This is a genomic window from Thalassotalea atypica (assembly GCF_030295975.1).
GTDB classification, from domain to species: Bacteria; Pseudomonadota; Gammaproteobacteria; order Enterobacterales; family Alteromonadaceae; genus Thalassotalea_F; species Thalassotalea_F atypica.
Window position 1 is genome coordinate 4340868 of sequence record NZ_AP027364.1, and the last position, 14490, is coordinate 4355357.

11 protein-coding genes are annotated in these 14490 nt (G+C 41.9%); 7 read left to right on the plus strand and 4 right to left on the minus strand.

Annotated features, from left to right (window positions below):
* The first annotated feature begins 238 nt into the window (after positions 1–238).
* From QUE03_RS19435 to QUE03_RS19445, 3 genes are all read left to right on the plus strand, one after another.
* Positions 239–1408 carry a WD40/YVTN/BNR-like repeat-containing protein gene (locus QUE03_RS19435; RefSeq protein WP_286263762.1) on the plus strand — a complete coding sequence of 390 codons (1170 nt, stop codon included), beginning with the start codon at positions 239–241 and terminating at the stop codon, positions 1406–1408.
* 9 nt (positions 1409–1417) lie between these two features.
* Positions 1418–3751 carry an efflux RND transporter permease subunit gene (locus tag QUE03_RS19440; protein WP_286263764.1) on the plus strand — a complete coding sequence of 778 codons (2334 nt, stop codon included), beginning with the start codon at positions 1418–1420 and terminating at the stop codon, positions 3749–3751.
* Between the two features lie 124 nt (positions 3752–3875).
* Complete coding sequence (locus QUE03_RS19445) at positions 3876–4283, plus strand: type 1 glutamine amidotransferase domain-containing protein (protein WP_286267929.1); 408 nt, start codon at positions 3876–3878, stop codon at positions 4281–4283.
* Between the two features lie 157 nt (positions 4284–4440).
* Here QUE03_RS19445 and QUE03_RS19450 read toward each other — a convergent pair whose 3' ends face one another.
* Positions 4441–4698, minus strand: a complete 258-nt coding sequence (locus QUE03_RS19450) for a hypothetical protein (RefSeq protein ID WP_286263766.1) — start codon at positions 4696–4698, stop codon at positions 4441–4443.
* Between the two features lie 555 nt (positions 4699–5253).
* Here QUE03_RS19450 and QUE03_RS19455 point away from each other — a divergent pair.
* A complete protein-coding gene (locus QUE03_RS19455; protein ID WP_286263769.1) occupies positions 5254–6828 on the plus strand; it encodes an SUMF1/EgtB/PvdO family nonheme iron enzyme in 1575 nt (524 codons plus the stop codon).
* 85 nt (positions 6829–6913) lie between these two features.
* Here QUE03_RS19455 and QUE03_RS19460 read toward each other — a convergent pair whose 3' ends face one another.
* Positions 6914–8758, minus strand: a complete 1845-nt coding sequence (locus QUE03_RS19460; protein WP_286263771.1) for a winged helix-turn-helix domain-containing protein — start codon at positions 8756–8758, stop codon at positions 6914–6916.
* Between the two features lie 251 nt (positions 8759–9009).
* Entirely contained in the window at positions 9010–9543 is a 534-nt protein-coding gene (locus QUE03_RS19465; protein ID WP_286263774.1) for a TonB-dependent receptor, read from the minus strand.
* A gap of 84 nt (positions 9544–9627) precedes the next feature.
* On the opposite strand from QUE03_RS19465, the gene speB reads away from it, so the two are divergent.
* Positions 9628–10584, plus strand: coding sequence for an agmatinase (gene speB, locus QUE03_RS19470; protein ID WP_286263775.1), 957 nt, complete (start codon positions 9628–9630; stop codon positions 10582–10584).
* Positions 10585–10637: 53 nt separating this feature from the next.
* Here speB and QUE03_RS19475 read toward each other — a convergent pair whose 3' ends face one another.
* The gene (locus tag QUE03_RS19475) at positions 10638–11564 is read right to left on the minus strand and encodes a LysR family transcriptional regulator (RefSeq protein WP_286263777.1); all 927 of its coding nucleotides are present in this window, start codon (positions 11562–11564) and stop codon (positions 10638–10640) included.
* Positions 11565–11664: 100 nt separating this feature from the next.
* Between QUE03_RS19475 and QUE03_RS19480 the strand changes: the two genes are divergently transcribed.
* The gene (locus tag QUE03_RS19480) at positions 11665–13116 is read left to right on the plus strand and encodes an NAD-dependent succinate-semialdehyde dehydrogenase (protein ID WP_286263778.1); all 1452 of its coding nucleotides are present in this window, start codon (positions 11665–11667) and stop codon (positions 13114–13116) included.
* Positions 13117–13181: 65 nt separating this feature from the next.
* The gene (gene gabT, locus QUE03_RS19485) at positions 13182–14465 is read left to right on the plus strand and encodes a 4-aminobutyrate--2-oxoglutarate transaminase (protein WP_286263780.1); all 1284 of its coding nucleotides are present in this window, start codon (positions 13182–13184) and stop codon (positions 14463–14465) included.
* Positions 14466–14490 lie beyond the last annotated feature (25 nt).

Consider the following 14490-nt stretch of genomic DNA (forward strand, 5'->3'; position numbering starts at 1 on the left):
AGCAGTATTTTTATCTCTCATTTATACAATATTTATGCTGTGAAGGTAGCCATGAAAAATCTTTTGGCACGTTATGATGAAAAGTTGGCGTAATTATTAAAATTGCCCCTGAGTTAAATGACATTTCAACGAAAGTATGTAGCGTCAGTAAAGATAATTATTTGGCGCATACAGTACCTTTAATTCCTAAATTTCTGCTTAATAATGATTGCTACGTTTTTTAAACAAATGCAGTTATATGTTTTTTAATAAACTTCAACACCGACTTTTGCTCGCCGTCATTTTGTGCTTTAACGGTCTTGCATATGCAAACATTGACTTACTGTCACACCCAGCAATACAAAGCAAGCTGGCACCTAAAAGTGTGACAACAGCCATTATTCCCGATCGCAATGCTGTGCTCGCTGTGGGCGAAAGAGGCCATATAATTCACTGGCAAGATAAAGACAACTGGCAGCAAGACTTGGTACCGCTCAGTATTATGTTGAGCTCAGTCACGTCGTTGGCTGATGGTACCTCTGTTGCTGTCGGCCAAGACGCTGCCATTGTTGTGACCAAGGGAGAAACCGCTTCAAATACACAGCGTACGTGGCGCAAAACTTTCGATGGGTATGAGCTAACGCGACTTAAAATTGCCTTACTCGAAAAACAGCAACTTGCCTTGCAAGGCCAAATGGAAGCAACAGCAGACGAAGATGAACTTGAAGAGCTAGAGTACCAATTAGATGAAGTTATTTTCTCATTAGAAGACGCTCAGGCAGAGCAAATTTCAGGCCCCAACAAGCCGTTATTGAGTGTGACTCATACTGATAACAATACCTTATTTGCGGTGGGCGCATACGGCACCTTATTGCGCAGTGATGACTTAGGTGTTAGTTGGGTACTGCAAGACGATTTACTCGATAATCCAGATAAGTTGCATTTGAATGCGATCCACTATCACAACGGTACCCTCTATATTGTCGGTGAAAGCGGCTTAGGTTTCATATCAACCAACAATGGCAAGTCTTGGCAGCTCATGGAATTGCCATACAGCGGCAGTATTTTTGGTATTACCGGACAAGAAAATTCAAATAATTTGGTCGCCTATGGCTTGCAAGGAAATGTCATGACCTCCAACAATGGCGGCAATACATGGTCTTTAGTCGACTTAAACATCAGCGCCAGCATACTCGGCGGCGTAGTATCCGATCAAGGTGATGCATACTTAGTAGGACATGGCGGTATTGTGGTGAAATTACCTTTAGCACAGACAAAGCCATTTAGTATTCAAAAACACCCTTCTGGTGCCGCTTTTTCTTCAGTGCTGATCGCACCGCAATCTGTTCAAGAAGACACAGAAAACAAGCATACACAATCACTTATTTTGGCGGGCCAATTCGGGCTAGTCGCATGGCAATTTCCCTAAGGTACACGCATGTCAAATACACCATCAAAACTAGAACAATATATTGAACGCTTTGTTTTTAATCACCGCGCATTATTGATGGCAGTTATTTCTGCTTTAATGATTTTTCTGACTTACCAAGCGACATTAATCAAGCCAGAAGCCAGTTTTACTAAAATGATCCCTGGTCAGCATGAATACGTCAGTAACTTTTTGGAATACCAAAAGGAACTGGCAGATCTAGGTAATGTCGTGCGTATTGTCATTGAAAGTAAGCATGACGATATATTTAATGCAGAGTTTCAGGAGGTCCTTAAAAAAGCAACCGATGAAACCTTTTTTATCCCCGGCATCAACCGAGACGCGCTCAAATCAATTTGGACACCAAATGTTCGATGGGCAGAGGTAACCGAAGAAGGCTTTGTCGGGGGCGCGGTGATCCCTGATGGTTACGACGGCTCCAGTGAAATGATAGAGCAGGTTAAAACCAATATTTTTAAGTCGGGGCAAATTGGCATTTTGGTTGGCAACAACTTGAAATCCGCCATAATCCTTGCGCCATTGCAAGACATTAACCCTGAAACTGGATTACCCCTTGATTACCGTGAACTATCGACGCAGTTAGAACAGCGTATTCGCGATCAATTTGTTAGTGATGACATTGACGTGAAAATTGTTGGTTTTGCCAAGGTGATCGGCGACTTAATTGATGGCGCGATGAAAGTGGTTGCCTTCTTTGGGTTAGCCGTACTCATCACATTTGCCTTGCTGTACTTATACTCTCGCTGTATCCGAAGCACCTTTGCGGTGTTGACCTTTTCAATTTTAGCGGTCTTTTGTCAGCTCGGCATCTTGAATTTACTGGGTTATGGTGTCAATCCGTATTCAATGCTGGTGCCCTTTTTAGTGTTCGCTATAGGGGTGAGTCACGGCGTGCAAATCATTAACTCCGTTATCAATCATGTGGTCACGGGGGCCGATAAGCTAAACGCGGCGAAGTTAGCATTTCGTTCATTATACCTTGCCGGAATTACCGCACTGATCAGTGATGCGATTGGGTTTACCACCTTAATGGTGATTGATATCGGCGTAATACAAGAGCTTGCCATTGCTGCCAGTATCGGCGTCGCGGTCATTATTATTACCAATTTAGTTGCGCTGCCTATCGTGATGTCATACATCGGCGTTTCTGAAAAAAGTGTCTGCTATGCCCGTAATTCATTGCAAAGTATCAGCATCGTCGAACGCTTATTTGCTAATTTCGCCAAACCGCCACAAGCAAAAATTGCTTTGATTGCAGGCGCCGTTTTATTTGCTATAGGTATTTATTTTTCACAGTTTATGAAAATAGGGGATTTGGATGCTGGTGCGCCCGAGCTTCGCCCTGACTCTCGTTATAACCTCGATAATGCCTATATTGTTGACAACTACAGCACCAGTACGGATGTATTTGTGGTGATGGCAAAAACAGCACCGGAGCAGTGTATTCAATACCAAAACTTAGTGTGGCTTGATCAACTGCAGTGGCACTTAAAGAACATTGATGGCGTGCAAGACGTAAGATCGATTACAGATATCTCCAAGTTTGGCGTTTTTGGTATGAATGAAGGTGCCCTGAAATGGTATGGCCTAAGCCGAAATCAGTTCATCACCAATGCTTCATTAGCAAAAACACCACCGGGCTTGATCAATCAAGATTGCTCTATGGCGCCAGTACTGGTTTTTCTTAACGATCACAAAGCAGAAACCCTGCAACGTGTCGTCGCAGGTGTAGATGCTTTTAAATCACAATTTCAACCTGATGGTGTCGAATTTTTAATGGCCGCAGGCAATGCCGGAATTGAAGCAGCCACCAACATGGTGATAGAAGAAGCTCAAACAGAAATGTTGATTTGGGTGTATTCCGTTGTTGTCGCCTTATGTTTGTTGACCTTTAGATCGATTAGAACAGTGATCAGTATCATCATTCCACTACTGCTGACCTCTTTTTTGAGTCAAGGCTTAATGGCGTTATTGGGCATAGGCGTGAAGGTAGCCACTTTACCCGTAATCGCATTAGGCGTTGGTATTGGTGTCGATTACGGTATTTACATTTTCTCGAAAGTGAAAGAAGCATTGGGCATGGGTAAATCACTGTACCTAACTTACCTTTACGCATTGAACCAAACAGGTAAAGCGGTAGCTTTCACCGGAATGACGTTAGCCATCAGTGTCGCAACTTGGGTGTTCTCTCCAATCAAATTCCAAGCGGATATGGGATTACTGCTGACGTTTATGTTTATTTTTAACATGCTAGGCGCCTTGATTTTGATCCCAGCTATTGCATGGATACTAGGTATAGGAAAAAACAACCAAGCGAGATAACAGCTCCCCAGAGTTATTGCACTGAGTAAGATTGGCCCCATTCAATGTTACTTGGTGCAATAGCCCTGTTTTTCACATTTAAGAGCTCGTTAGCTTTCATGCAGTTGGCTGGGAATAGCTAGCCATTTATTTTACTGGCGGTGCGGGCCCAATGTTTGATCTTGCTGACAATACACAAGCCCAACGCATTACCCGTGAAATATATGAGAACGGCGGTTTAATTTCCGCCGACTGTCACGGCCCCGTCGCATTAATTAACGTGAAATTGTCTAATGGAAAACGACTAATCACAGGCCGTAAATTAACAGCCAAAGCGAACAGCGAAGAAGGGCGCTGGGCACGAAATAACTACCCGTTTTTGTTAGAGGATAAAATCGATGCGCTGGGCGGTATTTATTCATCAGCGGCAAAAGGCGAAGAACATGTAGTGGTAGATGGTCAACTGATCACAGGACAAAATCCTATTTCGGCAATACCAATGACACACGCATTAATTGCACAGTTAAAATTGAAAAATAAGACAATGAACTAGAGATAACTTTGGCGATCACTGAAAGGTGATCACTTTGAAGTTAACGCCCAAATAAGGGGCTAAGTAATGGTTGGCTAATATTGTCTACCAAAGTGGTGCAAGTTCAAAGCGAAACGTAGCCAACTGTTCCGTGTCCTTGTTTATTTTCTTGTTATGTTTAAATTGCGTAAAAGTAGACTGCCAAAAATAATGGTGAATATAAAACCAAACCAATACCCGCAAATATACGCATTTTAGTCTTACTCATTACTTCAGTTGCGTATGCTAGTTTAGGTGACCAAAAAATTGCACTGACAGACCATACCACGGAGATTACTAACCAAGTAATCCAAAAGCGTGGAAAAAGATAAACCTGATCATATAGGTAACCATGGAAAGCAATTAATCCAACAGCCGTAAAAAGTGCATTAGACATTTCTTCTATTTTTACGCCAATAGGCTTTTGTCCTTACCTGTAGCATATTCATAAATCTTAAACGGTAATGGTAGAACTATTATTGCAACTAATAGCCAGAAAGATACGTGCCATAACATGATGTAAATCCCTTTAAACATAACAGTATATTATGTAGACATTTCATTAATTTCCGTCTACTGACTTCCCATTAAACTACCAAAAACTCATAATATTTCATAAAAATGAATTTAGTTAAAAATACGCAAAGTTATGACTATGTATGGGGACGAAACTTATCTGTAGCGTTAAGCCCAATTAGTAGTAACAAATGAGGGAAGTTGAGGCTGCATGAATGTTCGTAGGTCGCTCTTAACCACCTGTTAAGCAAAAACAACTCTATCACTAACCAACGTAACTCTAACGATAAGCTGATACAACAGGAGTGCTTATCATCACTCAATTTTCTATTTTTTTTCTATATCACGGCCAAATAGAATTTAATTAAGACTTCATTTCGGCCTCTTTCATAGTATTTGCCCATTACTTTAATAATAAATTTAATAAGGACATATTATGAAGAAGTCATTCGCTTTATTGGCAGCGCTAGTCAGTGCGAGTCATGCTTATGCGAGTACCAAGCCGATAGAGCCGGTATTAGTCCCTCTAGTTGATCAAACACAAAGCATTGATATTCACATGAGTAAGTATGAAGTTACTGTGGCCGAATTTACGCGCTTTGCCAATGCAACAGGCTACCAGGTAAAGGGCGAGTGTCACCTTTATAACGAGAAACATACGCCCAATAAAAAACACGGGACATGGAATAACCCAGACTTAACCAATGAGCCTTTTCGTCCGGTGGTTTGCCTCGGCGCAACCGATGCCATGGCTTACGCTGACTGGCTGGCTAAAATAACCCAAAAACCTTACCGTTTGGCTAAATTCAATGAGTGGAAACTGGCGGCATCGGCAGGCCAAACCAGCCGTTTCGCTTTTGGTGATGATTTAAACCACAGTGATATTTGTGACTATGAAAACACCGACGACTTTGCCCACAACGCAGGATTGAAACAGCATCATGGTTATCGCCATCGCTTTGGCGCTAATTGTAATGACGGCGCTACCTATCACACGGTGGTAGGCATGTATCGACCAAACAGCTTGGGGCTATACGACATGATGGGCAATGTGCGTGAAATAACACAAACTTGCAGTGAAACCAGTAAAAGCCAATCTTCACAATGTTCAACCTATGTCGTTGCGGGTGGCGCTTGGCATTGGTTGCCTCACCCTCAACATATGAAGAATGACATGGTTTTTGTTGGCAGTATTGAGGGTTTTCGCTTAGTGCTTGACTCAAATGAAACACCTGCGGTCACCAAGCAAACACAGCATTTTATGAGCGACTTGGCGAAAGCACAACAGCAAACAGAAGCATCGCATCTACAACTGAAAAAGCTGCCGTTAAGAGTACGAAGTCTTAGAGCCGATTTAATCAGTGATAAGCAAGTGAAAGTATCGTGGTCACCATCGAAAAATGAAGATGTGACTTATACCGTCTATCGTAGCTACCTTGATGTGAACGGAACGCTAAGTCGAGAAATGACCAAACTCGCAGACAATATTAAGAAAAGTGAATACCTAGACACGCTACCTAGTAAAGGGCTTGCGAGTTATCAAGTGTTTGCCAACAACGCCATTGGTGAAAGCCAACCAAGTAGCGAAGTGTATGTTGGGCAACAGGCTGTGTTTAACGTGGGCGAGCGCATTCAGGCGGAGTTTTATCATCAACATCACAAAGCTGAAGTGATCAGTAAGGAAGAGCAACAAAGCGTGTTCTTGTCTTCAAATGATGGTCATTATCCGCCGGGGATGTTTCCTTATAGCCCAGCATGGTTATCTTATGAATTGAACAGTGAACGTTCAGGTACTGCCCAGCTAAAAATGAATGTTCGTGGACACCAAGGCGCTGTCATTGAGTTTTGGCAAGGAAAAAGCTTGATCGCAACAGTGACGCTGTCGGGCGCTAGAGAGTTTTCAGAAGTTACTGTCGCCGCTCAACTTAAAGCAGGAAATGAACCGATTCAAATTCGAGGCGCAGATCACAATTACGTGATGTTGGATTGGTTTGAGTTGCAATACTTCTAATGATGACTTGTAAGGAATAGCCGTTTTTTGTTGACAATAGAGCGTTGGAAAACAGTAATGAACCTAACGCTCACTCAATACAAAACTACTTAAGCGCTAGTTTATCCATTTGTTCACTTAGCCAAGTTTCATTAGCGTTACGCTTTAAGTAATCTAAATATTCAGCTTGTTTTTCTGGCTGCGTAGCGCTGAGTTGATACAACATCAAGGCTGAGTCGATACCAATATGGACTTCATATTGTAGGCGCGCCAACTCAAACGCTTTTTCAAAATGCGCGCGGGCTCTATGAGGTTCCTGCTGCGCTTCATAAATCCTAGCCATCGATAACATGTATTTGGCCGAACCGATTTGTTCACTCAATAGTGACAAGGCAAGCTCAAAATCTTGTCGCGCTATGTACTGATCAATTAACAACTCGGTCGCATGATCAATTATCCACCCATTGTTAATGGTTCTAGGTAGCTTTACGATCTTCTCAAAATAAGGCACGGCATTGCTGAGGTCTTGATTAAAAATAGCGAAATGATAATAAACGACGGCAAAATTTGACTGATCGAGATTGTGCTCAAGCAATAAGGCTTGCGCTTCATTAAGGTGAGCATATTTTTGATGATCATCACCGCCTTTTTTGGCCAAAATAGAGTACAAAATATGTAATTCAAACTGGGTCAATACATCTGCTTGGTTTTGACCAAATTCCATACCTTGGTTCAATACATCAAACATGGTGTCAATGTTGTGCTGACGATACGCCAGCCATGCACTGGCCTTTATATATTCAAAATGTAATGACCATAGCGACGTATTTTCTAATGTTACCGCCATGTTTTTCAACGCATTATTCGCCATCAAATATTTATGACGTTTGTTGTAAACCTCCGCCATTAACCACTGCGCTTGCGCCCGATAAGGGCTATGTTCAAATGAAGTTGATAAGTTGGCGAGCTTTTGTGCATAGGTGATCGCAACATCATACTGCTTAAGGTCTAGGTAGTATTTTGCTAACAAAATTAATAAATCCGCATCATCAGGGGCCATTTTGATCATGGCATTCAGTGTATTGATGTCTAGCGTAGAACTTGTCGGAGAGAACAGACCTAGCTGCTCTAACTGAATTAGTCGTGTTGATAGTTTCTCTGTCAGTTGCTGCTCTGTTTCAGCATAGACGTAGCCTTGCCAATAAATACTACCGTTTGATATGCCGTAATTTAAGAACGCACCTTCAGCAGGTCTAAAAATATCTGTCCACAACAGCCAGTTTTTATCAGGAATTTTTGATTGCTGCCAAGCAAGAAGAGGAGCAGCAAAGTATTGCCTAGATGAATTCTCTCCCGTTATTTTCTCGATACTAAATTTTTCTTCTAGCACCTGTTGTTTTGCCAAATTTGCTATCGCTTGATGCTGACTACTTAAAGCCTCAGCACTTTGTACGAGATGTATGCTAACCAAATCCTTTGCTGTAAACGCTTGTCTTAAATAAAACACCATGACCAACATAACGCCAATAACAATGGTCACTTTGAATGTTGTGCTATTGAACAAAGTGGGACGTTCAGCAATAACATTCGATAGTTCAGCCGTTGGCACGTCACTTTTTTGTAGTTCTTTGTTTTGTACTTCACTTTTGGGTGCAGGTTCAACAGATAATGCCAATTGCCATTGATAGCCCTTTTTAGAAAACGTTTTAATCGAACTTGAGCCAAAAATAGCGCGAAGCTGACTAATGGTTTGAAATACCACTTGCTCAGACACGACTTTGTCTTGCCAAACAACATCCATGATCGCTTCTTTACTGTGCACTTGTTCAGGCGCCGCTAAGAAGAAATCCAGCAGTAAAGCTTGGGTATGCTTAAGCGGAATAATTTGTTCTTGTTTATATAAGATAAGCTGATCGCGTGAAAAGCGATAATCTGAAAATTTAACGTCCATATTGTGGTTGTCTATGAATGTCCGACTAAAGGTAATGACTACTAGGTGACTAACGTAACATATTAAGACAACGAACTAGAAAATTCTTAGTCGAAATTATACCAATGCACGGTTATTCATTAGGTGACTGGGTAGGAAGAACAGGTTAAACCAAGGAGAGAAATGTTAAATTGGAAAGCGTGATATGAGTAAGAAAGAATAAAGCGGTCGCATCTCATACTTGTGACACGACCGCTTTGCGGGAGTATTAATTAAAAGTAATCATATCTAAAGCTAACACCAACGGTCATTGGCTTTTGGTGATATACCGTTCGGCCTGCAAATCCGGTAAATGAATAGGTTTCTGCGTCTTTATCTTGTAGGTTTCTAGCCCATAAAGACACCTTCCAATTGTCTTCATCAGATGACAATGAAATCACTCCATCTAACGAACTCACTGAACCATATTTTGCATTATCATCAGCAAGCTGTGCGAACTGTATATCTGCCCAACTATAGCTCGTTTGGAACTTCAAATATAAGTCATTTCCAAGTGGCATATCGTATGCAATTAATGCGTTATAACTCCACTCTGGTGCTTGTGACAACAAGGCACCACTCTCAAGTGGAGCAGCTAAAGCATCAACAAAGCCAAAACCATTATCATTGGCAGCATCATTAACGCTTGGATCTGCACTTATATCTCTTAAATCAGCTGTATTTGGCGCTTTGGTCACTTCAGAATCTAGATAAGCAACACCTACTTGAAGTGTCAATTCATCCGTTGGAAGCCAATGTACATCCATCTCAAAACCCATAACTTAGCGGTAAGACCTTTTTATTCTAAATAAGTTAAGTCGATTGATTGAATAATTTTAAGGATTTACGTGATGAAAGATAATCAATTTAACCAACAACTGGGCGGTAATGAAATGCCCCGTTTTGGTGGCCCTGGTACCATGTTTCGATTACCTGACAGTGACATTAGCAATGATATAGATATTGGTATCATTGGTGTACCTTTAGATATTGGAGCGAGTAATCGCAGTGGTACACGTTTTGGCCCTCGCGCAGTACGCTCAGAATCAGTGCTGGTTCGCCCATATGGCATGTACACCAAGGCAGCACCTTTTGATAGCTTTCAAGTAGCTGATATTGGTGATGTGGCAATCAATACCTTTAATTTAGCGGAGTCTATTCGCATCATTGAAGCGCATTACGATAGGGTTATGGCTTGTAATATCAAACCAGTCACGGTTGGTGGCGATCACACCATCAGTCTACCAATCTTACGCGCTCTGCATAAGAAACACGGAAAAATGGCTTTGGTGCATGTCGATGCTCATGCAGACATTAATGATGCTATGTTCGGTGAAAAAGAATGTCATGGCACTATTTTCAGACGCGCCATAGAAGAAGGTTTAGTTGATCCAGCTAGAATGATTCAAATTGGCCAACGTGCGACCGGATATAGCTCAGACGATTTCCAATGGGCAATCGATAGAGGCGTAAGAGTCGTTCAAGCGGAAGAGTGTTGGTTAAAGTCATTGGCACCACTTATGACAGTGGTTCGAGAAATTATCGGCGAAGAATTGCCGACTTATTTAACGTTTGATATTGACGGTATTGATCCCGCGTATGCGCCAGGAACAGGTACACCCGAACCTGCCGGTTTAACAACACCGCAAGCACTAGAAATCATAAGAGGAATGTATGGCACCAACCTAATTGGTGCTGATTTAGTTGAAGTTTCCCCACCATATGATACCAGCGGCAACACCTCACTCTTAGCGGCAAACTTGATCTTTGAAATGCTATGTAGCTTTCCGGGCTGTGTGCGTCGATAAAACTCTTCTCTAAAAGTCTCTCAAAAGCACTTGCTGTAGGGTAGGTGCTTTTTCTAGTATGAAACAAACACAGCTTCAAAGGCTTGTTTAATTACGGCCAATTTTTGGGGCTCTCTTGACACTTTTTTGTTCACTAATGACAGTTCAAAGTTGTAACTGCATTCGCTGGGTTTGATAATTCTAATACTGCCCTGATTTAACTCTTGCTGAATATAGCTTTGTGGCAGATAACCAATATAGCGCCCTGAGAGCACCATCGCTTTACGGGTGTCAAATTGATAAGATTTAGCCGATAGATTCAGCCTATTCAATTGCTCTTTGCCTTTACTGTCAATTTCTATACCTGGGTGAACAGCGTATGCTTTGGCTAACATTTCATCCGTTAACTGCGTGTCTGTGAGTTTAAAAAACTCATGCTCTTCACTGCAACATAAATAAATCGCTTCTGAAAAGACCGAGCTATATTCCAAGCCATCTAAGCTGTGGTAGCAGGGATACAAACCAGCATGTGCTTTTTCATTGAGCAATTGCTTCTCAATGTACTCTATCGAACCACCATCGAGCACAAGGTTTAAATTGGGGCATTGGTCATGAATTTTTTGAATCACTTGACCTAGTCGCTTTTGCTTTGCACTGTCTAATTGATCAGCACATAGAAGAACAAGCTCTCCATTTAACTCATGACCTAGTGTATTAATGAATTTAGAAAAATCATCGAAAGAGTCTAACAATTTTTGCGTTGCGCCATATACCTCTCGGCCTTGCTCGGTTAAAGAAAAACCAGAACGTCCGCGATTACATAATCGGTAACCCAGTCGAGTTTCAAGATTAGCCATATGAATACTAATGGTTGATCGCGTGATTCCCAATATTGTAGCAGCACTAGAAAAGCCGCCATGCTCAACAACAGCCATAAATACTCTAAGTAATTTCAGTTCGTACTCAGTAATTTGTTTTTGAGCAATATTCTTAAAATTCATTTGGTTTGATTGTTCTCAAACTAATGGTTGATAGTTTTGTATTTAACTAAACTTTTAAATGAGTTTCAATAAGTACATCTTTATGAATTCGAGAGTCAACATGTACAAGCTAAATGATCCTACGTTATTGCGTTGCCATTCATACATTAATGGTAGCTGGCATGCGAGTGAGAAATTATTAAAAGTAACAAATCCCGCCACCGGAGAAGTTGTTGCAGAAGTATCAGATGCTTCAATTCAAGAAACCAACTTAGCCGTTAAAGCAGCTAAAAGTGCGCTTAAAATGTGGGCTGCCACGCCGGCAGGACAACGCGCAGGGCTTATGCGTAAATGGTTTGATTTAATGATGGCACATCAAGATGATTTAGCCACGCTGTTGACGCTAGAGCAAGGTAAACCTTTAGCCGAAGCCAAAGGTGAGATTGCCTATGGTGCGGCATATATTGAGTGGTTTGCAGAAGAAGGGAAACGAGCTTATGGTGATACCATTCCGGCGCTAACAAGCGATAAACGCATTGTTGTGATCAAGCAACCCGTTGGCGTGGTTGCATCGATCACACCTTGGAATTTTCCTAATGCCATGATCGCTCGAAAAGCCGCAGCGGCATTAGCTGCAGGTTGTACCTTTATTGGCCGCCCCGCATCACAAACACCATTGTCAGCCCTTGCTATGGCTGAATTAGCTGAACGCGCAGGCATACCTGCTGGGGTCTTTAATATTGTAGTTGGAAACGATGCTCAAGGGATCGGTAAAGTATTAACCCAACACCCTGATATTGCCAAATTTACCTTCACCGGATCGACTGGCATTGGTAAAAAGTTGATTGCGCAATGTGCAACCACCGTTAAAAAAGTGTCAATGGAATTAGGTGGAAATGCACCGTTCATTGTCTTTGATGATGCAGATGTTGATGCTGCCATTCAAGGGGCTCTGGTATCAAAATACCGTAACGCCGGTCAAACATGTGTTTGTACTAACCGCATTTTTGTTCAATCAGGCGTTCTTGATGAATTTACCGAAAAATTCAGCCAAGCAGTGCAGCAACTTCAAATAGGCAACGGTTTATCCGATGGTGTTGCCATTGGCCCAATGATATCAGAAAAAGCGGTAGCCGATGTGGAACAGCTAGTTAAAGACTCTGTAGCACAAGGCGCGAAAATTGCCGTAGGTGGTCAAGTCGATAATAACGGTAGTCATTTTTATCAGCCAACCATTTTGACCAATGTATCAAATGAGATGCCAATTGCTAAAAACGAAATATTTGGCCCAGTTTCTCCCATTATTGCCTTTGAAAACGAAGAAGACGTTATCTCAATGGCTAACGACACAGAATATGGCTTAGCTGCTTACTTCTATTCAAGAGATATTGGCCGAGTTTGGCGTGTTTCTGAAGCACTAGACTTCGGCATGGTTGGTGTAAATGAGGGCATTATTTCTAATGCCGCGGCCCCTTTTGGCGGTGTTAAGCAATCAGGTAATGGCCGAGAAGGCTCTAAATACGGCTTAGATGACTACATGGAAATCAAATATCTCTGTATGGGTGGCATCTAAGTTACTTGCCAGTAAAACAGTTAAACATCGGCAGGAAATACTGCTGTTATAAAGAGAATTAGCACATGACAACAAATCAAGACTTACAAAATAGAAAAAATAACGTGATTGCACGTGGCCAAGGCAACGTATATCCCGTTTATGTTGAGAAGGCGATAAATTCAGAAGTATGGGACGTTGAAGGCAACCGCTACATCGATTTAGGTACAGGTATTGCGGTGTGTAATACCGGTCATAGCCACCCAAAAGTTGTTGCTGCGGTAAAAGCGCAAATTGAAAAATTTAGTCATACTTGCATTATGGTCAACCCATATGAAGTTGGCGTTGAGCTCGCTGAAAAGTTAACAGCCATTGCCCCCGGGGATTCAGAGAAAAAGGCCATTTTTGTGTCTACTGGCGCGGAAGCGGTCGAGAATTGCGTAAAAATAGCAAGAGCGAAAACCGGACGACGCGGTGTTGTTGCGTTTAATGGTGGCTTTCATGGCCGCACTAACTTAACCATGGCATTAACCGGGAAAATTACACCGTACAAAAATTTGTTCGGCCCATTTGCAGGAGATATTTTCCATGCCCCGTTCCCTATTGCAGCTCACGGCATCACGGTTAAACAATCTCTTAGAGCATTAGAAAATCTATTTAAGGTTGATATTGCCCCTGAAGATACTGCAGCCATTATCGTAGAGCCAGTGCAAGGTGAGGGTGGTTTTTATCAAGCGCCAGCTGAATTCTTACAAGCATTGCGAGCCTTATGTGATCAACACGGCATCATTTTGATTGCTGATGAAATTCAAACAGGCTTTGCACGTACCGGTAAGATGTTTAGTTTTGAATATTCAGGTGTAGAACCCGATTTAATTACCATGGCAAAAGGTATTGCTGGCGGTTTTCCCATTGCAGCAGTAGTGGGTAAAGCTGATGTAATGGACGCGCCTAATCCAGGTGGTCTAGGAGGCACTTATGGCGGCTCTCCTGTTGCTTGCGCGGCAGCATTAGCAGTGCTTGAGGTAATTGAAGAAGAGAATCTAGTAACACGTTCGAATGATATTGGTGAAAAGTTCAATCAACGATTAATGGCGCTTAAACAAGACTACCCTGAGCTAGTCCTTGACGTTAGAAATCAAGGCTCAATGATCGCATTGGAGCTCGTTGAAAATGGCGATGCCGAGCAACCGAACACCACATTAACTCAAGAGATTATTGCCAACGCAAAAGATGCTGGGCTCATTTTACTTGCCTGTGGTTTTTATGGAAACGTCATTCGTTTCTTACCCGCTTTGACTATTGAAAATGAAGTATTAAACGAGGCACTCGATAAATTTGAAGCGTTATTTAAGCGTTTAGCTCAATAGCTCTATTCCAAACTTATTATTTTAT